Here is a 24972-nt window from a genome sequence, read left to right as displayed (position 1 = left end):
CCGCAACGCCCGCTCACGCATCTCGGAGGAGTACTTCTTCGGCATCGTTCCCAATCCTGTCAAAGATGTCGGAACGAAACCCAGGGCGAATCAGTGCCCGGGTTGACCGCCGTGCTTGTGAACCGTTCACAAGGTGTCATCGGCTTGTAAAAGCACCGCCGACACCGCATCCCCCAGGAAGAACCACCAGCCCTGGACTCCCAAGCCCGTACCCAACCCAAAGAATTCCGCGCCAAACCCCGCCGCCGACCCGATAACCAGCCAAAATTCTCGACGGGTCCCGGTGTCCAGGATCGCCGAAGGCGACCGGCGAAGCCGGCGGCCGCACGCCGTCATCTCGACAAGCTCGATACATCGCCTTGACTCCGGGATCCGGCGAGAACACCCTCCATAACGGGTCGGCGGCCACCAGCCCAACGAGATACCCCGACCCCGCGGCGCCCCTCGACCGGCCGCCACCGTTGAACCAAGACACACCGCGCAGCGCTATCGCACACCCGACCCGCCTGCGGCGATAGTGCATGGGCAACCCGCCCCGACCGTGGCACCATCGAGACATGGCTGTGCCGGACGTGCTGCGTCCCTATGTCACGTCATTGATCGCGTATGACGTGGACTTCGGGGCGCCGGGGATGCACCGGGGGATGCCGTCGGCCGAGGTGACGTCCGCGCTGCCGGTCGACGATCCTCTGGTCACGTCGTGGGGGAGCGGGAGCGAGCCGGTGACGGCGTGGTCGCTGGTCTCGGGGCTGCACACCCGGCCGGCGACGATCCACCATCACGGGTACCAGCGAGGAGTGCAGCTGGGGTTGACGACCGCGGGGGTGCGGGCGCTGTTCGGGATGCCGGCCGCGGCGTGGCGTGGCGAGCTCTTGGCGCTTGACGAGGTTGCGGCACCTGGGGGCGTACGTCATCTTCCTGAGTTGCTGGCCGAGGCTGACCCGCGCACGTGGGAGCGAGTGGTGGTCGCCGGGGTGATCGACGCGCTGGCACGGTACGGCGAGCCCGGTCCCAGGGCGGAGGTGGGCCGCGCGCTCGCGCTGCTGACCGGGGGAGCGGGGGTGCAGGAGGTGGCCGACGACGTCGGCTACAGCCGCCGGCGGATCAGCGATCTGGTGCGCGCCGAGACCGGGGTGGCGCCGAAGCAGTTCCAGCGGCTCGCCCGCTTCGACCGCTCCCGTGGTCTCGTCGGCCGGATTCCACTGGCCCATGCGGCGACGGTCTGTGGCTATGCAGACCAGGCGCACCTGACCCGCGAGTGGCAGGAGTTCGCCGGGTGTACGCCGACGACCTGGCTGCGGGAGGAGTTCCCATTCGTTCAAGACCTGGCCGATGCGTCGGCGGTTGACTCGGGTGCATGAGCACTGAACAGAAGTTCGACGTAGCGAAGATCAAGTACTGGCAGTCGATGGCGTTCCAGGACGCCGAGGCGATGATGACGTGGCTGAGCGCAATCGGCTTCGTCGAGCACTCCACCTACCGCGAGGGCGGCATCGTGGTCCACGCCGAGTGGCTCTGGCCCGCCGGGGGAGGGCTGATGTTCGGCCAGGTACGTGAGGGTGGCGCGATCAAGTCGACCGGAGGATCCTCGGCTTACCTGATCGACGACCGCCCCGACGCCGTCTTCGACAAGGCGGTCGCCGCCGGCGCCACCGTGGACCGACCGATGGTCGACCAGGACTACGGCGGCAGGGGCGGCACGGTGACCGATCCGGAGGGCAACTCCTGGTCCTTCGGCAGCTACCAGCCGTCCTGATCGCGAGGCGATATCGCACACCCTAGTCGCTGGCCGCGATAGCGCACCACGACCGCTGAGACGAGGAGGATCCGGTGGCACCGACCCTTTAGCCTTGGAGGCATGACACAGATCGGGGGAGCAGGGGGAGGGCTGTCGACTCTGACCGGCCCGGTCGAGATCGTCGGAGTCGGCCTGCTCGGCACCTCGGTCGCGCTCGCCTGCGCGTCCGCCGGCCTGGACGTGCTCCTCAGCGACTCGGTCGCCAGTCACGTGCGCACCGCGACCGGCCTCGGCGCCGGCCGCCGACGCAAGCCCGGCGACACGCCGCAGCTGATCGTCGTCGCGGTTCCGCCGGCTCACCTCGGTGAGGTGATCACCCGGGCCCTGGCCGACAGCCCGGACGCGGTCGTCACCGACGTCGGCAGTGTGAAGGCGTCGCCGCTGGCCTACGTGCGTGAGCACAGTCCGGACGACGTGCGGCGTTACGTCGGCAGCCACCCGATGGCCGGCAGCGAGCGTTCCGGTCCGCTGGCCGCGACCTCGGCGCTGTTCGAGGGACGGCCGTGGGCGGTCACGCCGCACGCGGAGGCCGACCCTGTCGCGGTCGAGCTCGTCGAGCGGCTCGCCACGCTGTGCGGCGCCGTGCCGCTCACCCTCAGCCCGGAGGACCACGACCAGGCCGTTGCCCGCACCTCGCACGTGCCGCACCTGATGGCCGCGCTGGTGGCCGGCCGCCTCGCGGTCGCACCCGAGGGTCACCTCGGCCTCAGCGGCCAGGGGGTGCGCGACGTGACCCGGGTCGCCGCCGGTGACCCGGGCCTCTACGGCCAGATCGTGGCCGGCAACGCCCGCGCGGTGACCGACCTGCTGACCGAGGTGCGCGCCCAGCTCGACGAGATGATCGCGGCGGTCGGCACGGGCGACGCGGCCGCCCTGGACGTACTTCTCAAGGAGGGGCAGGCCGGCACCCGGGCCATCCCTGGCAAGCATGGCCGGCCGCAGGCTGCGCAGGCGAGCGTCTACGTCACGGTCCCCGACGAGCCCGGCAACCTGGCCCGGCTCTTCGCCGACGCGGGGGAGAGCGGCGTCAACATCGAGGACGTACGCATCGACCACGACCCCGGCCGCCCGGTCGGTGTCATGGAGCTGATCGTGGCCGCCGACGCCGCCGACCGGATGCAGGCGGTTCTGGAGTCCCGGGGTTGGGTCGCTCACCGGTAGGCTCCCGCCCGTGAGCAGCAGCAATCCCACCACTGGCCCCGCACGCATCGTCATCGCCGTCGACGGCACCTCCGGCTCCGGAAAGTCGAGCACCTCGCGCGGGGTCGCAGACCGCCTGGGCATGCGCTTCCTCGACACCGGTGCGATGTACCGCGCGATGACCTGGTGGATGCTCAGCAACGACGTCGACGTGCACGACGCCGACGCGGTCGCCGCCGCGGCCGGCAAGCCCGTGATCACCTCCGGCACCGACCCGCTCGGACCCACGATCGCCCTCGACGGGGTCGACGTCTCGGTCGAGATCCGCAGCGACCGGGTCAACGCGGCGGTCTCGCCGGTCGCCACCGTCCCCGAGGTCCGCGCCCGGCTGATCGCGCTCCAGCAGCAGGAGATCCGCGACGCGCTCGCCGCCGGCTCCGGCATCGTGGTCGAGGGCCGTGACATCGGCACCGCGGTCTGGCCCGAGGCCGACCTGAAGCTGTACGTCACCGCCGACCCAGCCGCCCGCGCCGCGCGCCGCGCGGCCGAGGAGGGCGGCACCGACGCGGAGGCCGTCCGCGCCTCGCTGGAGAACCGCGACAAGATCGACTCCACCAAGGGCGGTGCGGTGGTGCCGGAGGGCGCCACGCACCTCGACACGACGCCCTACACGCTGGAGGAGGTCATCCAGCAGGTGATCGAGCTGGCGCAGAAGGCGGGGGAGTGAGAGACCTTCCACACACGGATGGAGTCGAGCACCCCACCCGCTGGCCGCTCTATCACCTCAACGTCTACGCCCGGTGGCTGATCCGGCGCCGCTTCGACGTTCGGCTGCACGAGACCGGCAACATCCCGGCGACGGGGCTGGTCGTCTTCGCCTCCAACCACATCGGCATCATCGACGGGCCGCTGCTGGCGATCTTCACACCGCGGCCGGTGCACGCGCTCACCAAGCTGGAGATGTTCGAGCACTGGTTCCTCGGGCCGTTCCTGCGCTGGGCGGGCCAGATCCCGCTCTACCGCTTCGGCAGCGACCCGGCGGCGGTGAAGACGGCACTGCGGGTGCTGCGCGAGGGCAACGCGATGGGCATCTATCCCGAGGGCACGCGGGGTGCCGGCGACCTGGTGCGGTTCAACCGCGGCGCCGCCTATCTCGCGCTCGCCTCGGGTGCTCCGGTGGTGCCGGTGACGATGCTCGGCAGCCGGGATCCGGGTGGCGGGCTCTCCTCGCTGCCGCACAAAGGTGCTCGGATCGACATCGTCTATGGCGAGCCTTTCCCCGTCGAGCGCGTAGGCTGGCCACGTACCAGGGAACAAGTCGGGCATGTCTCGGGTTTGCTCCAGAAGCACATGCAGGTCCAACAGGACCATGCCCTGGCGTTGACCGGTCGCGAACTGCCCGGTCCGCTACCTACCGAGGAGAACGATGACTGACCCCGACGTTTCGTACGAGGACGTACGAGACTTGAACGAGACCGACGAGACCCCGACCGGCCCGCTGCCGGTGCTGGCGGTCGTCGGCCGCCCGAACGTCGGGAAGTCGACCCTCGTCAACCGGATCATCGGCCGCCGCGAGGCGGTCGTCCAGGACGTACCCGGCGTGACCCGTGACCGGGTCTCCTATGACGCCGACTGGAACGGCAAGGCGTTCACGCTGGTCGACACCGGCGGCTGGGATCCCGACGCCCAGGGTCTGGCCGAGCGGATCGCCGCCCAGGCCGAGATCGCGGTCTCCCTGGCCGACGCCGTCCTCTTCGTGGTCGACGCGACCGTCGGCATCACCGACGCCGACGAGGCGGTCGTACGCATCCTGCGCAAGTCCGGGAAGCCGGTCGTCCTGGCCGCCAACAAGGTCGACGACCTGCGCACCGAGGCCGAGGCGGCCGCGCTGTGGAACCTCGGGCTCGGCGAGCCGTGGCCGGTCTCCGCACTGCACGGTCGCGGCTCGGGCGACATGCTCGATGCGATCCTCGAGGTGCTCCCCGAACCGCCGCCGCTCCCTGAGGGCGCCGAGATCGGTGGCCCGCGGCGGATCGCGCTGGTCGGCAAGCCCAACGTCGGCAAGTCGAGCCTGCTCAACAAGCTGGCCAAGGAGGAGCGGGCGGTCGTCGACAACGTCGCCGGCACCACCGTGGACCCGGTCGACGAGCTGATCGAGCTCGGCGGCCGCGAGTGGCGTTTCATCGACACCGCCGGGATCCGCAAGCGGGTCAAGGAGGCGTCGGGCCACGAGTACTACGCCTCCCTGCGCACCACGACCGCCATCGACCGTGCCGAGGTGGCCGTTCTCGTCCTCGACGGTGGGGAGAAGATCTCCGAGCAGGACATCCGCATCCTGCAGACCGTCCGCGAGGCCGGCCGGGCGCTGGTGATCGCGTTCAACAAGTGGGACCTCGTCGACGAGGACCGTCGCTGGCAGCTCGACCGCGAGATCGAGCGCGATCTCGTCCAGGTGAAGTGGGCCCCGCGGATCAACGTCACCGCCCGCACCGGCTGGCACGTCGACCGCCTGGTCCCGGCGCTCGACAAGGCCCTGGAGGGCTGGGAGACGCGGATCGGCACCGGCGCGCTCAACTCCTTCCTCGGTCGCCTCGTCGCCGAGCACCCGCACCCGGTCCGGTCCGGCAAGCAGCCGAAGATCCTCTTCGGCACCCAGCCCTCGACCGCGCCGCCGACGTTCGTCCTGTTCACCAGCGGCAAGCTCGAGGCCTCCTACGAGCGCTTCATCGAGCGCCGCCTGCGCGAGGAGTTCGGCTTCGTCGGCACCCCGATCGTGCTCCAGCAGCGGGTTCGGGAGAAGCGGAAGCGCTAGTCGGAGTCCGGGGTGGGCGGCAGCTGGCCGTCCACCCCGGCCTGCACCCAGCCGTTGTTGGCGGCATGCCAACCCAGTTGCATCCGGGTCTCGACACCGGCCAGGTCCAGCAGCGCCCGCACCCGACGCTGGACGGTACGCAGCGACGTACCGAGCTGTTTGGCGACGGCCTGGTCGGTGAGCCCGGCGAGCAGCAGACCGAGGACCTGCGCGTCCTCGTCGTCGACCTGACCGGCGACGTCGCCGGTGAGCCCCGAGGTGCCCACCAGCATCGGGGTCGCCTGGTCCCACACGTTCTCGAAGAGCGCGATCAGCGCGTCGAGCAGGGTGCTCTCCCGGACCAGCAGCGCACCGACGACGTCGCCCGAAGAAGTCAGCGGCATCAGCGCGAGCCGCCGGTCGACGACGATGAGCCTGAGCGGCACCTGGTCGGCGAACCGGACCTCCTCGCCCGCGTCGGTGGCCTCGATCGCCTCGTCGACCGTCACGTCGTGGCTCTCGAGCATGCTGCGTTCGACGACGACGCGATACAGCACACCCCGCGCGACGGCCTTGTTCTCGGCCGAGTTCTCCTGGCTGGTGGTCACGATCACCGGCGGGCGGACGAAGGCGTCGACCCGCTCGCGGGCACCGAGCTGGACCTGCTCGAACCGGTGCCGGACGGCGTCCTCGCCGTGGATGACGTCGACGACGTCCGTGGGTCCGCGGCCGGCCGCGGCCACCCGGTAGGCCTCGTCGAGGCGGCTGAGCTCGATCTCGGCATGCCGTACCTCGTCCTGCTGCCGGGCGAGCAGCGCACCGAGAGCGATCGCGGGCGGGGCCGCGGCGAAGCGCCGCTCGTCGCCGGTGATCCGCGCGGCCAGGCCGTACTCCTCGAGCCGACGCAGCAGCAGATGAGCCTCTCCCGGGGAGGTGCCGAAGGCGCTGAGGGCGGCCGCGAACTCGGCGGCGGTGGCGGAGGGCATGGTGATGAGCTCGCCGTAGGCGAGGGTCTCATCCGGGGTCAGACCGAGCACGTCGCCGAGCATGTCACTTCTGCGACAGAACGATGGTGTTCCACCGCTGACGGAGGCTCGCCATGCCGTAAAACCGCCACGACATGGCTCTTGTCGCCTGTCGCGTGCCATTGACAAGGTCCATCTCCATGAGACCCCCAACCAGATCCGGCCGCTCGGCCGCCACCAGGGCCGTCGCGGCTGCAGCCGCCGCGACTGCCCTGGTCGCGACCATGGCCACCAGTGCGCACGCGACCCCAGGCACCGACCCTACGCCTGAGGCCCCCCAGACCGACGCCGGCAGCACCACGGCCGGCACGGCTCCTCGTACGCCCGCTCTCGAGGACGGCCGGACCACGATCACCCTCGTGACCGGCGATGTCATCGACGTGACCGCGACTGACGACGGCGTCCTGACCCTCGGTTTCGACTCCGCCGCCGGCGCCGTCGAGACCCAGCAGGTGGGCGACCACCTCTACGCGATCCCCACCGCCGCCAAGCCCTACCTGGCCGCGGGCACCCTCGACCGCCGGCTCTTCGACGTCACCGCACTCCTGGAGATGCGCTACGACGACGAGACGGTCGACGCCACTCCGCTGATCCTGGAGCAGACCTCGGCCCGCACGAAGGCGGCGAAGCTGCCGGGCGCCGAGCGTACGCTCGACCTGCCCAGCATCGATGCCGACGCCGTGGCGGTGAGCAAGAAGAAGGCGCCCGAGTTCTGGTCGGCCGTGGCCAAGGGTGGCGCGGCCACGGGCTCGGGCTCGACGGGTTCGGCTGGGAAGCTCGGCGGGGGTGTCGAGAAGGTCTGGCTCGACGGCAAGGCCGAGTTGACCCTGGACCGCAGCACCGCCCATATCGGTGCGCCCGAGGCGTGGGCCGCGGGCTTCGAGGGCAAGGGTGCGACGGTCGCGGTCCTCGACACCGGCATCGACGCCACCCATCCCGACGTCGCCGACCAGGTCGACGGAGCGCAGTCGTTCGTTCCGGGGGAGGAGGCGACCAGCGACGTGCACGGGCACGGCACCCACGTCGCCTTCACCGTCCTGGGCACCGGTTCCGCCAGCGAGGGTCTCTACAAGGGCGTCGCCCCCGGCGCCGACCTGCTGGTCGGCAAGGTGCTCGACAACGGCGGCCACGGCCAGGACTCCTGGATCATCGCGGGCATGGAGTGGGGCGCGGCCAACGCCGACATCGTCTCGATGAGCCTCGGCGACTCCAGCCTCAACGACGGCACCGACCCGATGGCCCAGGCGCTCAACGCGCTGAGCGAGCAGACCGGCGCGCTGTTCGTCGTCGCGGCCGGCAACAGCTATGCCGCGGGCTCTCTCGGCAGCCCCGGCACCGCGGATGCCGCCCTCACGGTCGGCGCGGTCGACGACCAGGACGTACGCGCCGACTTCTCCAGCTACGGCCCGCGGGTCGGCGACCACGCGATCAAGCCCGACCTGACCGCGCCCGGCGTCGGCATCGTCGCGGCCCGCTCGCAGCAGTCCTCCGGCGAGGGCTGGTACCGGTCGATGAACGGCACCTCGATGGCCACCCCGCACGTCGCCGGAGCGGCGGCGATCGTCAAGGGCGCCCAACCGGACCTCACCGGTGAGCAGCTGAAGAGGGCGCTGGTCTCCTCGGCCGCGGACATCGAGGCACCGGCGTACGAGGTCGGCACCGGTCGCCTCGACGTGCCCGCCGCGCTCGACGGCGTGGACGGGTCCGGCGACGGGTTCCTCGGCTTCTACGGCTGGCCGCACGATGGTGACGAGCCGGCCAGCAGCACCCTCACCTACACCAACTCCACCGATGCCGAGGTGACGCTCGCGCTGAGCACCGATGTCACCGGACCGGACGGCAAGGCGAGCGACCTCGTCTCGCTGTCTGCGGACCAGGTCGTGGTCCCGGCCGGCGGCAGCGCCGAGGTCACCATCACGGCCGACGCCGATGACGCCGCGCTCGCCGGCAAGTACAGCGGTGCCGTGGTCGCCACCGACGCCTCAGGCGAGATCACCGTGCGCACCGCGACCGCGCTGGTCAAGGAGGAGGAACGCTACGGTCTCGACATCACCGCGCTCGACCGGTCCGGCGAGCCCGCCTCCGGCTACGTCGACTTCTACCGCTACGGCGACCAGTTCGTCAGCAGCCTGCCGATCGACCCGGCCACCGGCAAGGTGCCGACCCAGCGCCTGCAGCCCGGGACGTACTCGGCCACGGCGTTCCTCGACGTCGCCGGCTCGAAGGGCCCCGGCTCGACCGGTGTCGCCCTGGTCGGTGACCCGCAGGTCGTCGTCACCGACAAGGACCAGTCGCTCGTGCTCGACGCCCGCAAGGCCGACGAGCTCACGCTGAAGACACCGAAGGACAGCGACGTCGCCTACCGCCGGTTCCAGTTCTTCAACGACTCCAGCATCGGTGGGCTCTACGCGACCTTCGGCGCCACCTACGCCGTGCCGGTCGACGTCGACTCCTTCTACGCCGAGGCCGGCGGCCCGGTCGACAGCGCCGAGTTCGACTTCGCCGTACGCTGGCGGGCCACCGAGCCGGCTCTCGACGTGACCGCACGGAGCTCGCGGCCGCTCGCCTTCGACCCGACCTACCAGCTCGGCTCGGCCAGGCTCGACGGCCGGGTCACGCTGCGGGCCGTCGCGGCGGGCAAGGGTACGTCCGCCGACTACGAGGGCGTCGATGCCAAGGGCCGCGCGGTGCTCGTGACCAGGGACGACGCCGTCACGTCCGAGGCACGCGAGGCCGCCGCCCAGGCTGCCGGTGCCGCGCTGCTCGTCGTCGTCAACGACCGTCCGGGCCCCCTGGTCGACTACGTCACCCAGGAGGACCTGCCCGTCGTCTCGCTGCGCTCGGCCCAGGGGGAGAAGCTCCTGGCCGCCGCCGAGAAGGGCAAGGTGACCTTGGAGGGCAAGGCCGTGGAGTTCCCGAGCTACCTCTACGACGTCTCCAAGAGCTGGCCCGGTGAGATCCCGGCGGAGCTGGCGCTGGCCCCGACCACGCGGCAGCTCGCCACGGTGGAGAGCCGCTACAACGACACCGAGCAGCGGCTCCTGGTCGACGACCGTGCCGATTGCCGCGACTACCAGTGGCCGCCGTGCCTCAGCGTCCGGGCGCTGCAGCCGACGGCGACGGAGCGGACCGACTACGTCTCCACCTATGACGACGTCACCTGGTACGAGAACGTCGACCACGAGAGCACCTGGGAACAGCGCGGCGTACGTCAGGCGTACAAGCCCCGCAGCACCACCGTGCGCAACTGGTTCGCGCCGGTGACGGCGCCGCGGACGGGCGACGGTTATTGGGGCCCGCGACACAGCGGCGACTGGTTCGCGGTCAACGTGGCTCACGCCAGCGGACCGGCCGGCATCGCCGGCGGGTTCCCGTGGGGCGAGACCCCCGTCGAGTCGCGGCTCTACCGGGGCGACACGCTCATCCGGAAGAACATCGGGCAGGCGGTCCAGACGAGCGTCCCGGTGGCCGAGGGGCCGCAGGCGTACCGGTTCGAGATCGACACCGACGCGCCCGAGAACGGCGCCCACCGATACTCGACCAGCACGCGTACGTCCTGGACGTTCGTCGCCGACCAGGCCGACCCGGTCCCGGACGGCGAGGCCGGTACGCCGCTGGCGCTGCTCCAGCTCGACTATGCCGTGGACACGGCGCTGGACGGCACGGTGAGCGCCGGCGCCGAGGTCCCGTTCGCGGTGGTGCCCTACACGGTGCCGGGCGCCGAGCGAGCGGGCTCGGTGAAGGCGGCGAGCCTCGAGGTCAGCTACGACGGTGGCTCGACCTGGACCGCGGTGAAGCTGCGCAAGGACGGGGACCGTTGGGAGACGCGTCTGCGGATCCCGGCCCGCGGTGCCGATCTGGTCTCGCTCCGGGCCGCCGCCCGCGACGATGCCGGCAACGCGGTGACCCAGAAGGTCGTCTCGGCCTTCGGGGTCAGGCGCTAGCAGGAAAGAGCTCGGGCCCGCAGGTCACCGGTGGTGACCTGCGGGCCCGACGTACGTCTTCGGTAGGGCTCAGGCGGCGGAGCCGTCCGCGTCCACCGAGGGGATCTTGACCTCGAGGCGTTCCAGCACGCCCTGGTAGAGCTTGGTCAGGGCGGCGACCTCCTCCGGGGTGAAGGCGTCGAACATGACGTGCCGGATCAGCTTGACGTGCTCGGGGGCGGCGGCCTGGATGGCCTCGAGCCCCGCCGGGGTGAGGTCGACGAAGGCGCCACGCCGGTCGTCGAGGCACTCGCGACGCTCGACGAGTCCGCGCGCGGCCATCCGCATCACCTGGCGCGAGAGCCGGCTCTTCTCCCACTGGAGCTTGTCGCCGAGCTCGTACATCCGCAGCGAGCGGTCGGGGACGTCGGTCAGGTTGACCAGGACGTCGTAGTCGGCGAGGGAGAGACCGTTCTTGGCCTGGAGGTCGCGGTTCATCCGCGAGGTGAGCTGTGCGTTGACGGCGAGCCACGCACGCCACGCGACCTGCTCGTCGTTACTGAGCCACTTGACCTCATCCATGAGGTACACCTTACCGAGTCGTAGCTCGTGTCTTCAGCACCACCGCCCGCCACCAGCAACTGTTGACGCAGAAACTACACTGGACTCGAATCGTTATGGCCTGAGGAGAGCACGATGAGCATCGACATGGACTTCATCACGAAGGACCGTGAGCGGATCAAGAGGGAGTACCTCCGCGAGGAGGGCGCCCGCCCGGCCAGCACGGCCCGCGGCATCCACCACGCCGCGCTGCTCTCCTCGGACGTACGCAGGTCGATCGACTTCTACCAGGGGCTCCTGGAGTTCCCGCTGACCGAGATCTTCGAGAACCGCGACTACGCCGGCTCCGACCACTTCTTCTTCGACGTCGGGGCGGGCAACCTACTGGCCTTCTTCACCCTCCCCGGGCTCGACCTGGGGGAGTACGCCGAGGTGCTCGGCGGGCTGCACCACATCGCGATCTCGGTGACCCCGGAGCAGTGGGACTACCTGCGCGCCAAGCTCGACGACGCCGAGATCGACTACATGGTCGAGTCCAAGTCGTCGATCTACTTCAGGGGACCCGACGGCGAGCGGCTCGAGCTCCTCGCCGACCCGCTGGGGGAGATGTACGGCACCAAGGTCCTCTGAGCCCAAGGCTCGGCCGGACGGGGTGTGAGCCCCGTCCCGGCCGCGCTCAGGGACGGTCGAACGGGTCCTCGGGCACCTCGAGCTCGAGCTGCTCGGCGTAGACCTGCTCCTCGGCCCGACGGTCGGCCAGCCACGCCGTCAGAGCCACCACGACCAGCTGCGAGCGCGACTCCGCGGCCATCTCGTGGACCATGGCATCGAGCACGTCGACGTTCGTCGCCAGCAGGCGCAGGGGCATCGTGACATACGGGTCCTCGAGGCGTTTGGGCTGCGGGACGGTGCGCATGAAGGTGCCGTCGGAGACGGGCCTGGTCTTCTCGCGCAGCGCTGCCTGATGGGCACGCAGGAGGACGGTCAGCCGGGGGCGGGTCGCCGCGACGGCGTCGAGCATGACGTCGACCAGCGAGCGCGGGACCTCCTGGCTGTAGGTCTTCCACTGCGCCGCCAGGGATGCCGGTACGGAGAGGCTGATCGCCTGCACCGGCATCCCCTGGCGCCGCCCGGCGCCCTCCCGCTTCGACCTCGTGCGGTGGGCCGGGGTGCCCTTGCGCGAGATCGGGTCGAGCTTGCCGGGGGCAGGCTCGGACGGGGCTGGGTTGGTCGGGGCTGTGTTGGATGGGGAAGGTGTATCCGACACGGTGAGCTCCTGTGGTGGGTGTGATCCATGTGTCAGGAGTGATTGTGTCGGACAGCACCGACAGTTTGCCGAGGGTGGGTGTCAGATCACCAGGCTCAGCGCCAGCACGAACACCAGGCCGGAGACCGACAGCACGGTCTCCATCAGCGACCAGGACTTGATCGTCTGGACGACGTCGAGGCCGAAGTACTCCTTGACCAGCCAGAACCCGGCGTCGTTGACGTGGGAGAAGAACACCGAGCCGGCCCCGACCGCGAGCACGACGAGCGAGACCTCGGCGGCGGGCATGTTGGCGACCAGGTCGACCACCAGCGACGACGCGGTGATCGTGGCGACGGTCGCGGAGCCGGTGGCGAGGCGGATGAGGACCGCCAGCACCCAGGCCAGGACGATCGCGGACACACCGGAGCCCTGGGCCCACTCGGCGAGCTGGGTGCCGATGCCGGTGTCGATCAGGGACTGCTTGAACCCGCCACCGGCCGCGACGATGAGGACGATGCCCGCGATCGGCGGCAGCGACGCCTCGATGGTCTTGGAGATCTGGCGGCGGTCCATCCCGGACCCACGGCCGAGCGTGAACATGGCGACGATCACCGCGATGGTCAGCGCCACGAGGGGGTAGCCGATCACGTCGAAGACCTGCTGGACCTGGTTCTCGGGGTCGTTGATGACGATGTCGACGATCGCCTTGGCGAGCATCAGCACGAGCGGCAGCAGGACGCTGAACAGGGTGACGGCGAAGGTGGGGCGGCGGATGTCGGTGGCGGTGGCGGCGCCCGGGCCGCCCACCGGAGCGGCGTCGTAGGTGTTGGGCGCCTCGACGACGACCCAGCGGCCGGCGAGCTTGCCGAAGAGCGGACCGCTGACGACGATGACCGGGATGGCGACCAGTACGCCGAGTGCGAGCGTCGTGCCGAGGTCGGCGTCGAGCGCTCCGATCGCGGCCAGCGGACCCGGGTGCGGCGGCACCAGGCCGTGCATCGCGGAGAGGCCCGCGAGGGTGGGGATACCGACGGTGATCAGCGAGACCTGCGCACGACGGGCGACCAGGTAGATGACCGGCATCAGCAGCACCAGGCCGATCTCGAAGAACATCGGCAGGCCGATGATCGCGCCGACCAGCGCCATGGCCCACGGCAGCGTACGAACCGAGGACCTGCCCACGATCGTGTCGACGATCTGGTCGGCACCGCCGGAGTCGGCGAGGAGCTTGGCGAACATCGCGCCCAGCGCGATCAGCAGGCCGACGCTGGTGGCGGTCGCGCCGAAGCCTTCACCGAAGGAGGTGATCACGTCCATCACGTTGCGTCCCGCGAGCACACCGACCGCGATGCCGCCGAGTAGGAGCGCGAGGAAGGGGTGCAGTTTCACGTAGGTGATGAGGACGACGATCAGAGCGATCGAGGCCAGCGCGGCGGCGAGGAGTACGCCGCCGGAGGCGACCGGTGCGACCGGCTCTGGCGCAGCGAGGAGGATCATGCCGACTCCTTGGAGATCAGGTTGGGGCTCAGGTTGGGGGACAGGTTCTCGTTGGCGAGGTAGCGCTCGACGATCGCATCGATGTCCTGATCGATGTCGATCGTCGTGCCCTGCTCGTCGGGGGCGAGAGGCTCGAGGGTCGCGAACTGCGAGCGCAGCAGCGACGACGGCATGAAGTGGCCCGCGCGGGCGGCGAGCCGTGCCTCGACCACCTCCGGGGTGCCGCTGAGGTGGAGGAGCCGGAGGCCGTGCGTACGACTGTGGAGCAGGTCGCGGTAGCTGCGTTTGAGCGCCGAGCAGCTCAGCACGGCGCCGGTGGCCTGGTGCTCGGCCAGCCAGCCGCCGAGCGTCTCCAGCCAGGGCTGCCGGTCGTGATCGTCGAGCGGACGGCCGGCGGCCATCTTCGCGATGTTCTCCGGCGGGTGGAAGTCGTCGGCGTCGGCGAAGGGGACCCGGAGGCGCTGGGCGATGGCTGCACCGACGGTCGACTTGCCGGAGCCGGAGACTCCCATGACGACGAGGAGAGGGTTCTGTGTCACGCGTCACAGGGTGCATCAAAAGGCATCCGTTTGGCAAGCCGGGCCGATCTAACGGATTCTGATTGCGCGGGACTCCAAATGTGCGACGATGCCGCGGTGACGACTTCCCGTGGTGATGCCGGACATCGCCTGCACCAGAGCGTCCGGGACGAGCTCGGACGCAAGATCGTCGCCGCCGAGCTGCCCCCGGGGACCGTCCTCACGCTGGAGGGGATCCAGGCGGCGTACGACGTCTCGCGCCCGGTCGCCAGGGAATCCGTGCGTGTTCTCCAGGCGATGGGCCTGGTCGCGACCCGGCGACGTGTGGGGATCACCGTCCTGCCGCGGCAGGAGTGGAACGTCTTCGACCCGCTCGTCATCCGCTGGCGCCTCGACGGCGAAGGCCGGCGCGAGCAGTTGCTCTCGCTTTCCGAGCTGCGCCGCGGGTTCGAGCCGATCGCGGCCAGGCTCGCCGCCGAGCGTGCCAAACCTGAAGACCACGGCGAGCTCGCCCGAGCCGTGGCCGACATGGTCGTCCACGCCGCCGCCGGTGACCTGGAGGCCTATCTCGAGGCCGACACGACCTTCCACCGCGTCCTGCTCAACGCCTGCGGCAACGACATGCTCGCCGCGTTCGGCGACCTCGTCGCCGAGCTCCTCGCCGGACGTACGCACCACCACCTGATGCCCGATACGCCCAACCCGACCGCCATCGAGCTGCACGAGAAGGTCGCGATCGCCGTCCGCCGCGGCGACCCCGCGGGAGCCGAGGAAGCCATGCGCGCGATCATCGACGAAGCCGCCGAAGCCCTCGCCTCCGCCGACGACCCGCCGGGCGGGGATACCGATTGGTGAGCGCGCGACGCCGTGCGGTAATGTTCGGAGCGCTTCGAGGGGAGTCATCCACTCGCAGTTTCGGGCTGTGGCGCAGCTTGGTAGCGCACTTGACTGGGGGTCAAGGGGCCGCAGGTTCAAATCCTGTCAGCCCGACAAATTCGGCTCCGGAACCAGCATGGTTCCGGAGCCGAAAGTTGTTTTGGAATTGAACTTCCCATCACAAACCCAGCAGATTGAGCCGTCTGGACGGCAAAGTCTGGACGCCCCGGCCATCGACTTCCCAGTCGAGCGGATGAATGCTGGTTGGTGCGGGAACCTCTGCACACCTGGGTGCCATGAACACATCGACACCGACTGGCGACCTGGAGCCGCTGCTCTGCGTCGAGGAGCTCTCCGACTACCTCGACGTGCCCATCAAGACCCTGTACGAGTGGCACCAAGCCGGCAAGGGTCCATGCGCGGTCCGGGTCGGGCGGCGCCTGCGATACATGGTCTGCGACGTACGCACCTGGCTGGCGGCGCAGCGCACCGACACGCCCCAGAGGAGGCGTGATGGCGAGGCCACGGACACCGATCGGCACCTTCGGTGAGATCAGCTACTCGCCCACCGCGAGCGGCAAGGTTGAGGCGCGCACACGATTCCGCGACGTCGACGCTCAGCTTCGACAGGTCTGCGCGACCGGAGACACCCGCACGGCCGCCCAGCACGCGCTCAAGGCATCGATCGCGCAGAGGGTCTATCGGGGACAGGGCGTGCACGATCTCGGCCCGGACGGGCTCACCGACCTGATCTCGATCACAGGCTCGGAGGCGGCGTCAGTCATGCTGCACCAGGCACAGGCCGACGGCACCCTGGCTGCGCCGAAGGAAGTCCTCAAGCTCTCGATGGAAGAGTCCAACTACTCGACGGTGCACACCCGGCTCCAACCACCCCGGTGACCCGGGCGGACTGCGATCCAGCAGAGAATGCATGGGATGCCGTCGCCTGACTCGTACCTCTCGACCGGCCGCAGGCCGGGCAATCGCACCACCCGGCTGCCCAAACCCCTTGGCTGGGTCGTCGTTGTGCTGGGCGTCCTCGTCGGCGTCGCTGTTGCGTATCAGGCCGTGGCCGATGCTGAGTTGAGCGGTCCTGGCCGAGGAGTCGCGGCATCGCTGGGAGCTGCACTGCTCTTGAGCGCGGTCGCGCTGGCCCTCGCGCTACTCCCCACCCGGGGACGCGGCGGCATGAGGCTGACCGACGATGGTCGAGCCATCGATTTCACGATGGGGGTGCGTACGCCGCTGACCATGCTCCTGGTCGGGATCGGGTTCACCGGCTTCTTCCTTGCCGCCGGCATCGCGGTCGGGGTTCCCGGTGGGGGAGTCCTTGTCTGGGCGGTCGGGCTGCTCTTCGTCATCCTCGTCCCCGACTCGCTGCGGGCCCTGGCACGCAAACCCACCCTCCGCCTGTCGGCTGACAAGGTCGCCCTCCACGGCTGGACCACCGATGTCAGCCTCGCCTGGGACGACATCCTCACCGTCATGTACGACGACAGCGACCCGATCCGGCCGCGTCTCAATCTCCTCGGCCGCACGACTGCGCCGTCATTCCGAGCGGGGAGCAGCCGGTTGATCGTGCCTCTCGAGCGGACCCCGAAGCGCCCTGAGTTGTCAGTGTATCTGGCGGCCTTCAGCGACCCAGATGGTCTGCGTGTCGTGGTCGAGACACTTCAGCCGATGACCACGACGGAACGAACCGCGTGGATCGGTCGACAGGTTCGTCTCGCCGACGCGGGCGCGCAGCCCAAAGCGCCCTGATCAATGTCGGTGGTGACGGTTAGGGTTCCAGCCGTGCAGCCGACGCCGATGGTCCTCGTGTTCGTGATCGATTCTGAACGCAGCCAGGTGCTGCTCGGACACAAGCATCGCGGACTCGGCGCCTCCAATGTCGTCGGCTTCGGCGGCCACATCGAACCCGGCGAGACTCCCGCCGAGTCCGCCGTGCGGGAGGTCTTCGAAGAGAGTGGCGTGGTGCTCAATGAGGCCGGGTTGCGCCGCGCCGGAGTCATCCAGTTCCGGTTCCCCGCCAGCCCGAGCTGGGACCAGGACGTCGCGGTATTCACCACCACCCAGCCGATCGGCGAACCCGCTCCGTCCGAGGAGATCACCCCACGCTGGTACCCGATCGACAGCCTTCCCTACGCCTCGATGTGGGACGACGCCCGCTACTGGACCGCCGACGTCCTTGCCGGCGGCGTCGTCGACGCCACCGTCACCTTCGCCGACGACAACCGCACGGTGGCGCACTTCGACGGCAGCCCTCTGCCCCAGCCAATCGGCGATGGTCAGGTGAAGAGCCTTCCGAGGTCGACCTCGGCGGCCCGGTCCGCGAAGTGCACGGTGACCATCTGGGCGTCTTTGCCGGTGCGTACATGTTCTTCGGACTCGATCAAGAACGAGTCTTTGAGCTTGTAGCAGCGCAAGATGCCGGCTTGGCGGTCGACGATCCAGTAGTCGGGTAGCCCGGCGGTAGCGTACTTGTCACGCTTCTTGACCAGGTCGTTTTGCCGGTTGCTGGAGGTCACCTCGACACACAGCACTGGAACCCCGATGAACCGCTTCGGGTCCGTCGGGAGCGGATGGACCATCACGTCCGGCCCGAACTCCTCGGTCCCGCCCGCCGGGTGCCAACCGAACCCGCTGATGACGTCCTCACCGGGCCCGATGACGTCCTCCAGCACTGACTGGAGGTAGGCGATGGCTTTCTGGTGGCCGCGGTCGGGGAAGCCGGGTGGGGCCACGAGAACTCCGTCTATGTATTCGGCACCGTGGAGGTCGTCGTCGAAGTCGAGGGAGTCGTACTCCTCCCATGACATCGGCACGATGATCGTGCCCTCGTCATACGACGAAGCGATCGCAGCGATCTCAGTCATGGGTGCACCTCCTCAGGCTCCCATTGTGCCACTTCTGTGTAGGGCTTGGTCGTCAGGCGGTTTCGTCCGTGGCCAGAACCGGAGAGCCGAGGAGCTGGTCGACAAGCTCGAGGAGATCCTGGACGTGATGTACGCCGCGGCCGCTCGCCTGCAGGCCGCCGTTCGTGAGGGCGATCAGAACCAGCATCCCTCAACACTGTTATCTGGAGCCCTAGGAATTCACCGATCCCAACACCATGACCACGGATCACGGCGGCGGTCTCGACACGTTCGGCGACCGGACCGCAGACGGCGCGGCAGCCCAGGGTGGACGCGGGCGTTGGGGTCACGTCTCGCGGTCGCGATGACGAAGTAGAGCTCGTTGAGTGCGACCTCGACATCGGTGAGTGCGGTGGCCATGTTGTCCACGTAGATGCCCATCAGTGTCTCGATGTGGTCGAGCCGTTCATAGGTGACTGCAGTCGCGACCATCTCCTGGATGATGACCTCGTTCTCTGCGGCACGGAACGTCCAGCCCCGGGCGACGATCTGGTCGGCGAGCTCGAAAGCGCGATCGCGGGCCGTTCCGACCTGTGCGGCGGCATGACGTAACGCGTCGACGACCGGAGGAACGTCGTGAAGATGGCCGAAGTGGGGAACCGATTGGCCTTGCTCAAGGCGATCAGCTGCCGCGAGCAACGCCTCCGGGCGCCAGCGTCCCAGGGAACTGAAACCGATCATCAAGCCTCGCTCCCGTCCTTACCTCGTTGTCTCGTCAGATGTCTGCTGAAACGCCGACGGCGCCACCGAGGCCGCAATACGGATCGTGGCCGAGGTGACGCCGCCAGAGCGTGCTCGCGCTCGGTTACTCGTCGGCCGGTTCCTCGGGCCGGCCCCGGAACTGACGCTTCTGCTCGTCGTCGAAGCGCTTCTGCGCCATCAAACGCTCGTACTCGTCGTCGCTGTAGTCCGCCGAGTAGTCGGCAATCAGGTCGGGATCGGTCGCACCGTTCTGCTTGTCCTTCCCCTTGCCGCCGCGGCCACCAGCACCGGTGCCGGCACCACGCATCTGGCCACGGCTGCCCGCGCCCGTTCCTCGGCCGCCGGCACCACGCATCCCGCTCCCGCCCGAGCGCGCGCCCTGACCGGCAGCCCCGGCCTTCGGGGCCGCACCTGCGGCACGTCCCATGCCAGCCTTGGCCGGGCTGCCCGCCGCGCTCACCTTGCTGGCGGCAGCAGCAGCCGCTCCGGCACCGAACTTGGCCTTGATCGCCGCCACTGCAGCGGCACCGAGCCCAGCACCACCGAGCCCGATCCCCAGCGCCGCCATGCCGCCCGTACCACCGGCGAGCGGTGCAAGGCCTTCGGCGGTCTCGACGCTGGCGTAGCTGGTAGCCGGAGCCGGAGACCCATCGGAGTTGACCCACTGCTGAGTCTGACTGTCCCACTCCGGGATGTTCTCGGCATGGGCCTGCTTGATGATGGCCTGCTGCTCGGACCTGATCTGGTATCCGTCGCCATCGGCGTAGAGCGTGCCGGGGTTAACCGAGTCATGCCTCGCCTGTGCCGCGTTCACCGCGCTGCGCGAGCCAGGGCTCGAGTAACCACCCGACGATCCACTTGAACCGCTGCCGTTCGTGTTCGAGGAGGAAGACGGTGGTTCAGTGATCGCGCGCACCTTCGGCTCGGCATCCTGGTTGCCCTCATCGATCTGCTGGCACTGGAATGCGGCCTCCCGCTCAGCGTCGGCGATCGCCTGAGCCTCCGCGGCGTGTTGCGCTTTCGCGGCGCTCAAGGCCGCCTCGCGACCCACCTTCTCGAATCCGCTGTAGCCCTCGGTCGTGTACTCCGGATCGGAGGCACTCGGCGCCGGGCCGTGGGACGTCGGCAGCTTGCCCTCGTGCTCGTCATACTTCGTCTGCGCAAGCTCATAGCGCTCCGCAACACGCGACATCGCTCGACGCGCTTCGCCAATGGTGTGCGCCTTCTCGAGCATCTCGGCGGAAGCCGTGTTGTAGTTGCTGGCAGCAGCACTCGCTGTGTAGGACGACTCTGAGAAGGCGTCACCACAGCCCTTCGCCAGAGCAGTGAACTGTTGCGACGCGGTCTGGAAGAGCCTCTCAGACTGACGCCAGTTCGTGATGTAGTTGTCGATGTCTTTGGCCGCGGCTGCGAGCAAATATTGCTGCAGTCGAATCATGTGAGGTCCCTTCACGCGGCCGACGCCGCCACCACCGTCAAGTGCCCCCATCAGGCGCCATCCTCCCCGGATGACGAGCCCAGGATCTCGGCGCGCGACTGCATCTCCTGCACTACCTCAGGAGGGATCGGCAAGAACGGGATCGGGATTGGCCTCGCCTCGGGGCGATCATCCTTGCCCACGTTCAACGACAGTGGCTGGCGCACCAGTGCCACACCAGCTGCCATCGCCTTGCCCCACGCGGCCGCGTCTTCGTCCGCGCTGGTCATGGCCTTCGCCGCCCGATCCGTGCCGTCGTAGAACTTGATCAACGCATCGGAGAGATGCGACAGCGTCGTGTTGATCCGCTCGCTTGCCACATCCATCTGCGACTTCAGCGACTCACCAGTCGCGCCCTGGCCCAGCAGCCCCGCACGCGGGGTTTCGATCCGCAGTTTGTCGACATCGACCTTCATGTCGACAAGCATGTTCTTCATGCTGTCGACGACCTGTTGGTCGACCTTGGTCTCTTTCCCGCTCCCCATGAAGTACCCCTCAACTGGCGCATGGCGTCGACAGCGTCGACCGAGCGTGCCCGAAGAGGCGGTGGCCCGGGACCCATCAACCTTCTCGGACATTTTGCAATACAGCTCATGGCCTGTCCACGCCCGCACGCCGAGTTGCCGACGGCGTTGCGAATCGCAGGTCCTACAGCGGCTCGCTACGATCGGCGCATGCCGACGTCTCGGGTGCAAACTCGCCACATCACTACGACTTCCGCTGCCGCCGCCATTCTCCTTCTTGGCGTGACCCTGAGCGGATGCGGATCGACCGACGAGCCGAACGGGGGCTCCTCAACATCGGCCAGTAGCCCTTCGAGTCAGCCATCTGCGAGTTCTGCTGACCCGAACGCCGGGTGGCACCCGGCGAAGGACGAGGGAGGCCAGTTTCTCGTCCCGCCGGACTGGGACGTAGAACAGGGCGATACCGGACCTCAATTGCAGGCCCCACCCCAGCGAGAGGGCGGCGTCCGTGTAGGTGGCGGTAGCCTTGGATCCAGCCCCACTCTGGATTCCGCCGACGCCATCGACACCGCCGCAGAGGTCTCGCTGAAGTTCCACAAGAGCGCCGGCCTAGAAAATGTCGAGCGTCTTCCCGACGAGACGTTTGGGGGCGTCAGGTTCTACCACATCCGCGGCGAGGACTCGGCTGACTGGACCGACGACTACGGGACGGTCACTAATGGCCAGTTGATCACGATCCTGTGGCACTTCCACCGCGGGATGGTTGATCGCAAGCAGACTGATGAACTGCTTAACCAGGTGATGCCAACCTTCGAGCCGGCCTCCTGAGCGGCCGCAAGCCCCCGCTCGCCGAATGACGACCACTCGGGCCAGTGCCAGACACGCCAACAAGGTCGCGGCCGCGACTGCAGCAGGGATCCTCGCTGTAATCGCTGTAACACTCAGCGCCTGTGGCTCATCCGATAACGAGCCGGAGAAGGGTTCGACATCCGCTGCAACCGGTCCATCTCAGAGTCGAACGGCAAGCGCAGGTAGTGACCATGAAGGGTGGCACACCGCCATTCAGGAGGGAGCTGAACTCCTTGTCCCGCCGGATTGGAAGGTCCAAGAGGAGAGCACAGGACTGACGCTGGCTGCTCCGAGTAGCGATGAGGGTGGGGAGGAACCCGGCAGCGCGAACTTCCGGAGCAGCCCGACCGTGTACGCCGACGACGAACTGGATGCCGCGGCAGAGGTCACGAAGCGCTTTTACAAGGACTATAAGAAGGTCGACCGCCTGCCCGACGTCGCCTTTGGAGGCGTTCCCTTTTACCACGTGCACGCCGAGGATCCGGAGCAATCCCGAGATGTCTATGGCACGATTCGCGATGGCCTTTTGATCGACGTTCAGTGGTCCTTCAACCGCGGCCTCATCGATAGGAAGGCCAGCGACGCGCTAATCGACCAGGTGATGCCGACCTTCAAGCCGACGTCCTGAGCGGTGAGCTTCCTGTCGAGGACCGTAGTTGAAACCGGTCGGCCAGAGCCGAGCCCAACTCAGCTCTGGCCATCAATGTGGTCGGCCGTGAGCATCCAGACGCCTCTCTGAACGGGGTGGAACCGTGGGTCGTTGCTGAGCCGGTTGCGTACGGTGGTCAGGGACGGGCTCGTGATCAGCCGGTCGTGGAGATCGCGAATGGTCAAGGGTCTGGCGGCGTTGGCCAGGGTCATGGCGATCTCGTCGGAGACCTTTCGGTTCTTCGGCCAGACGAGGTCGCCGCGGACCCAGTAGCCGCAGTAGTCGAGCCACTCCTCGAGCCACTCCGGCCGTGAGCCGTGGCCGATGGCATCGAGCCCGGTGGAGGAGAGACAAGCTGCTCCGTACGCATCGGTGAGCTCGATCAGCGATGCAGTAGTCCGGGCGATCGCGGCTGAGACGGTGGGCAGTGCGCACCAGCCGTCGGTGACGTCGTACGCGTCGCTGAACTGCGCCAAGACCCACAATGCTGGCTTCCCGACGCTGACCGCAGTGGACCCCAATCCAGGAGTCTCCAGCGTTAGCTCACTGACGGGATGTACGCGCTGCGCCTGGGAGGCGATGGTGACAGTGACTCGACGGAGCACGGGCTCTGTGTCGATCGCGTCGGCGACGGCCTGACGGGCCGTCTGCTCGATCTGCAGCATCCGAGGGCCGGTGACACCGAACCGCTGGCCGATCTCTTCGAAGGGGATCGGTGTCTCGGAGAGGAAGTGGTCCTCGAGCACGGCCCAGGAGCGATCATCGAGCGTGTCGAAGATCGCGTCCAGGCGCTCGGCAATGCTCAGCCCGGCCTCACGGTCGGCGCGCCATACCGGTGTCATCGCCACCGCGCTGACCAGGGGAGCACCCGGATGCACCGTCACGTAGTCGGCCTTGGACATCCCGTGCTCGCCCTTGATGTGGTTGGTCAACCGCTCCAGCCTCCGACCACACTCCAGGCACGGGATCGTCATCGCCCCCGGACTCCGCTTGGGACGTTTCACGTCGTAGCGCAGCTTGATCTCGTGAGCGGTGCAAAGGCCCGAGCGGCGCGCGGGCTCCTCACAGCTGTCGAGACCGCAGGTCCCGCGGCGCAGGTCGAAGGGGATCGTCCACTCCGGGTCGACCTCCTCGAGGAGATCGTGGACGCGGGAGTGGCTGCCGTCGGCGGCCTTCTTGCGGTGATAGGCCAAGAACGACGACAGTTCGGCGATTTCGTCGTGAGCGAGCTCGGACCAGGGGTCGTCGGCCTCCGCCCGCCGGCGGGCGAACTCCAGCACCCGTACCTCACGCTCGGAGAGCGGGCGTGGATTGCGGATTCCTTCCTCGGTGGCGCGTTTACGAACCGCCTTCTTCTCGAACCCGAGGTAGTCCGCGACGCCGGTCCAGGACACGTTGTGCTCCTCGGCCCAGACCAGGCCGTCGGCGAGGCTGGTCCAGCCCGCCGCCGCGTACGCCTTGTTCCATCGCTCTTCTTCGCTGGCGGTGCGCCCCGGTTGGCGTGTCGGGGGGACCGTGTCCCATCCCGGGGCGATCTCGTCGAGAAGATCCATCACCGCGCGATGCTTACCCCGCTTACGCTCACCGCGTACCCGAGCCAGCCATTGACCCAACTCACGGGACCGGGCGTTGCGCTGGGAATCCTCGGACTGCAGCTCGCGAAGCTCCGCCACCATCCGCTCGGCCTTCTCCGAGAGCACCGCGGGCCGCCGTACGTGCACCCCCGCGGCCTTGAGCCGCTTTGAGACCGTCTGTATCGGCACGTCCAGGCGGGCAGCGATCGCCGTGACCCCGACATCGTTGGCGTGCGCCCACGCCGCCGCGTCCACCCAGGACTCCCACCCTGCAGCAGCCAGCCGCCGCAGCCAGCGGATCTCAACAGACTCTTTACGCGCGTCGCCCATCGCCGGGAAGTACAGCAACACAACGCCCCGGCCGCAACCAACGACACGACCAACCTGTTCGGGAAGGCTTGGCCTGCGACTTGTGCTCAGATGGAACAGTTCACCATGCCGCCGAAGAGTTGAACGACCGTCACGGTCTCGCCCTCGACTCCTGGGATCGGCACGGCGACCGTCACGATGTCATTGTCGGGGCCCGGCTTGATCACAAGCTCGAGGCTGTTTGCCTCCGCGACCGCACGGACCTCCTCCGGATTGGCGAGGCGATAGTCGTTCCACGTCGCCACGTCCTCGAAAAACGGCTTCACGCGCTCGCACTCGTCTTCCTTCCACTGCAGGTCTCGCTGGAACCGCTCGACGGTGCTCGCCCTTGACTCACTTGCGCTGGGCTCGGGGTCGGGGTCGCCCGACCCGCCGAACGCGAACACGCCGGCCATCACCAGCGCAGCGACACCACCCACGAAGGAGCCGATCCTCGTCACCCCGAGATAGAGGTCGGATGGTTCGGCATCCCGGAACTTCCACCCTTCCTCCAGGAAGAACCCGACCCTGGGTTTGAACGCAACGAAGAACGACCACGCCGCCGCGACGACGAGGATGAACGCCACGATCCCGTCCACGTGCTGTCCTGCCTCTT

At 68.6% G+C, this 24972-nt stretch carries 26 protein-coding genes, 1 tRNA gene and 1 pseudogene; 16 read left to right on the top strand and 12 right to left on the bottom strand.

Translation table 11 applies throughout. The features are described from left to right. Positions 1–557 precede the first annotated feature (557 nt). The 6 genes from ABZ796_RS21995 to der all read left to right on the top strand — a co-directional run bounded on the left by ABZ796_RS21995 (position 558) and on the right by der (position 5750). Entirely contained in the window at positions 558–1361 is an 804-nt protein-coding gene (locus tag ABZ796_RS21995; protein WP_357339776.1) for an AraC family transcriptional regulator, read from the top strand. Next, positions 1358–1756: a VOC family protein gene (locus tag ABZ796_RS21990; protein ID WP_357339774.1), complete on the top strand. Its 399-nt coding sequence runs from the start codon at positions 1358–1360 to the stop codon at positions 1754–1756. The genes ABZ796_RS21995 and ABZ796_RS21990 overlap by 4 nt, the downstream gene beginning before the upstream one ends. Positions 1757–1858: 102 nt before the next feature. Continuing rightward, entirely contained in the window at positions 1859–2959 is a 1101-nt protein-coding gene (locus ABZ796_RS21985; RefSeq protein WP_357339772.1) for a prephenate dehydrogenase, read from the top strand. Positions 2960–2969: 10 nt separating this feature from the next. Further along, complete coding sequence (gene cmk, locus ABZ796_RS21980; protein ID WP_357339770.1) at positions 2970–3665, top strand: (d)CMP kinase; 696 nt, start codon at positions 2970–2972, stop codon at positions 3663–3665. Beyond that, positions 3662–4372, top strand: coding sequence for a lysophospholipid acyltransferase family protein (locus tag ABZ796_RS21975; RefSeq protein ID WP_357339768.1), 711 nt, complete (start codon positions 3662–3664; stop codon positions 4370–4372). The genes cmk and ABZ796_RS21975 overlap by 4 nt, the downstream gene beginning before the upstream one ends. Further along, a complete protein-coding gene (gene der / locus ABZ796_RS21970; protein WP_357339766.1) occupies positions 4365–5750 on the top strand; it encodes a ribosome biogenesis GTPase Der in 1386 nt (461 codons plus the stop codon). Before ABZ796_RS21975 ends, der begins: the two co-directional genes overlap by 8 nt. On the opposite strand, the gene ABZ796_RS21965 is transcribed toward der, so the two are convergent. Then, positions 5747–6778: a helix-turn-helix domain-containing protein gene (locus tag ABZ796_RS21965; RefSeq protein WP_357339764.1), complete on the bottom strand. Its 1032-nt coding sequence runs from the start codon at positions 6776–6778 to the stop codon at positions 5747–5749. The two genes, der and ABZ796_RS21965, sit on opposite strands and share 4 nt — an antisense overlap. 116 nt (positions 6779–6894) lie before the next feature. On the opposite strand from ABZ796_RS21965, the gene ABZ796_RS21960 reads away from it, so the two are divergent. Continuing rightward, positions 6895–10698, top strand: coding sequence for a S8 family serine peptidase (locus tag ABZ796_RS21960; RefSeq protein WP_357339762.1), 3804 nt, complete (start codon positions 6895–6897; stop codon positions 10696–10698). A 69-nt stretch (positions 10699–10767) separates the two neighbouring features. Here ABZ796_RS21960 and ABZ796_RS21955 read toward each other — a convergent pair whose 3' ends face one another. Continuing rightward, a complete protein-coding gene (locus ABZ796_RS21955; protein WP_357339760.1) occupies positions 10768–11259 on the bottom strand; it encodes a MarR family transcriptional regulator in 492 nt (163 codons plus the stop codon). A gap of 114 nt (positions 11260–11373) precedes the next feature. Between ABZ796_RS21955 and ABZ796_RS21950 the strand changes: the two genes are divergently transcribed. Continuing rightward, positions 11374–11868 (top strand): VOC family protein, encoded by a 495-nt coding sequence (locus ABZ796_RS21950; protein ID WP_357339758.1) that lies wholly within the window; start codon positions 11374–11376, stop codon positions 11866–11868. Between the two features lie 46 nt (positions 11869–11914). Here the strand turns inward: ABZ796_RS21950 and ABZ796_RS21945 are convergent, their stop codons facing one another. The 3 genes from ABZ796_RS21945 to ABZ796_RS21935 all read right to left on the bottom strand — a co-directional run bounded on the left by ABZ796_RS21945 (position 11915) and on the right by ABZ796_RS21935 (position 14496). Then, positions 11915–12505 carry a hypothetical protein gene (locus tag ABZ796_RS21945; protein ID WP_357339756.1) on the bottom strand — a complete coding sequence of 197 codons (591 nt, stop codon included), beginning with the start codon at positions 12503–12505 and terminating at the stop codon, positions 11915–11917. An 81-nt stretch (positions 12506–12586) separates the two neighbouring features. Then, a complete protein-coding gene (locus ABZ796_RS21940; protein WP_357339754.1) occupies positions 12587–13984 on the bottom strand; it encodes a gluconate:H+ symporter in 1398 nt (465 codons plus the stop codon). Further along, positions 13981–14496 (bottom strand): gluconokinase, encoded by a 516-nt coding sequence (locus ABZ796_RS21935; RefSeq protein ID WP_357339780.1) that lies wholly within the window; start codon positions 14494–14496, stop codon positions 13981–13983. Before ABZ796_RS21935 ends, ABZ796_RS21940 begins: the two co-directional genes overlap by 4 nt. Positions 14497–14619: 123 nt before the next feature. On the opposite strand from ABZ796_RS21935, the gene ABZ796_RS21930 reads away from it, so the two are divergent. The 6 genes and pseudogenes from ABZ796_RS21930 to ABZ796_RS21905 form a co-directional block, all read left to right on the top strand. After that, positions 14620–15357: a FadR/GntR family transcriptional regulator gene (locus tag ABZ796_RS21930; RefSeq protein ID WP_357339752.1), complete on the top strand. Its 738-nt coding sequence runs from the start codon at positions 14620–14622 to the stop codon at positions 15355–15357. Positions 15358–15418: 61 nt separating this feature from the next. Further along, a tRNA-Pro gene (locus ABZ796_RS21925) sits at positions 15419–15492 on the top strand. Positions 15493–15674: 182 nt separating this feature from the next. After that, positions 15675–15929, top strand: a complete 255-nt coding sequence (locus tag ABZ796_RS21920; protein ID WP_357339750.1) for a helix-turn-helix domain-containing protein — start codon at positions 15675–15677, stop codon at positions 15927–15929. Further along, positions 15892–16278, top strand: coding sequence for a hypothetical protein (locus ABZ796_RS21915; protein WP_357339748.1), 387 nt, complete (start codon positions 15892–15894; stop codon positions 16276–16278). The genes ABZ796_RS21920 and ABZ796_RS21915 overlap by 38 nt, the downstream gene beginning before the upstream one ends. A gap of 288 nt (positions 16279–16566) precedes the next feature. Next, entirely contained in the window at positions 16567–17139 is a 573-nt protein-coding gene (locus tag ABZ796_RS21910; protein ID WP_357339746.1) for a hypothetical protein, read from the top strand. 3 nt (positions 17140–17142) lie between these two features. Further along, positions 17143–17550 (top strand): annotated as a pseudogene (locus tag ABZ796_RS21905) (8-oxo-dGTP diphosphatase); the annotation flags it as partial. Between the two features lie 116 nt (positions 17551–17666). Here the strand turns inward: ABZ796_RS21905 and ABZ796_RS21900 are convergent. The 5 genes from ABZ796_RS21900 to ABZ796_RS21880 all read right to left on the bottom strand — a co-directional run bounded on the left by ABZ796_RS21900 (position 17667) and on the right by ABZ796_RS21880 (position 21050). Continuing rightward, a complete protein-coding gene (locus ABZ796_RS21900) occupies positions 17667–18254 on the bottom strand; it encodes a Uma2 family endonuclease (RefSeq protein WP_357339744.1) in 588 nt (195 codons plus the stop codon). 52 nt (positions 18255–18306) lie between these two features. Next, positions 18307–18441, bottom strand: a complete 135-nt coding sequence (locus ABZ796_RS21895) for a hypothetical protein (protein ID WP_357339743.1) — start codon at positions 18439–18441, stop codon at positions 18307–18309. Between the two features lie 32 nt (positions 18442–18473). Continuing rightward, positions 18474–18974, bottom strand: coding sequence for a hypothetical protein (locus tag ABZ796_RS21890; RefSeq protein ID WP_357339741.1), 501 nt, complete (start codon positions 18972–18974; stop codon positions 18474–18476). Between the two features lie 124 nt (positions 18975–19098). Continuing rightward, positions 19099–20433, bottom strand: coding sequence for a hypothetical protein (locus ABZ796_RS21885; protein ID WP_357339739.1), 1335 nt, complete (start codon positions 20431–20433; stop codon positions 19099–19101). A 50-nt stretch (positions 20434–20483) separates the two neighbouring features. Beyond that, a complete protein-coding gene (locus ABZ796_RS21880; protein WP_357339737.1) occupies positions 20484–21050 on the bottom strand; it encodes a hypothetical protein in 567 nt (188 codons plus the stop codon). Between the two features lie 96 nt (positions 21051–21146). Here ABZ796_RS21880 and ABZ796_RS21875 point away from each other — a divergent pair, with 96 nt between their 5' ends. Together ABZ796_RS21875 and ABZ796_RS21870 are read left to right on the top strand one after the other, a co-directional pair. Beyond that, positions 21147–21764 (top strand): hypothetical protein, encoded by a 618-nt coding sequence (locus ABZ796_RS21875; protein ID WP_357339735.1) that lies wholly within the window; start codon positions 21147–21149, stop codon positions 21762–21764. 370 nt (positions 21765–22134) lie between these two features. Further along, the gene (locus ABZ796_RS21870; protein WP_357339733.1) at positions 22135–22413 is read left to right on the top strand and encodes a hypothetical protein; all 279 of its coding nucleotides are present in this window, start codon (positions 22135–22137) and stop codon (positions 22411–22413) included. 59 nt (positions 22414–22472) lie between these two features. On the opposite strand, the gene ABZ796_RS21865 is transcribed toward ABZ796_RS21870, so the two are convergent. Both ABZ796_RS21865 and ABZ796_RS21860 read right to left on the bottom strand, forming a co-directional pair. Then, positions 22473–24356 (bottom strand): sigma factor-like helix-turn-helix DNA-binding protein, encoded by a 1884-nt coding sequence (locus ABZ796_RS21865; protein ID WP_357339732.1) that lies wholly within the window; start codon positions 24354–24356, stop codon positions 22473–22475. 68 nt (positions 24357–24424) lie between these two features. Then, positions 24425–24955 carry a DUF6199 family natural product biosynthesis protein gene (locus ABZ796_RS21860; RefSeq protein ID WP_357339730.1) on the bottom strand — a complete coding sequence of 177 codons (531 nt, stop codon included), beginning with the start codon at positions 24953–24955 and terminating at the stop codon, positions 24425–24427. Between the last annotated feature and the right edge of the window lie 17 nt (positions 24956–24972).

The sequence above is a fragment of the Nocardioides sp. NPDC047086 genome (assembly GCF_040643685.1).
GTDB lineage: Bacteria > Actinomycetota > Actinomycetes > Propionibacteriales > Nocardioidaceae > Nocardioides.
This window is presented reverse-complemented; position numbering and strand designations above follow the sequence as displayed.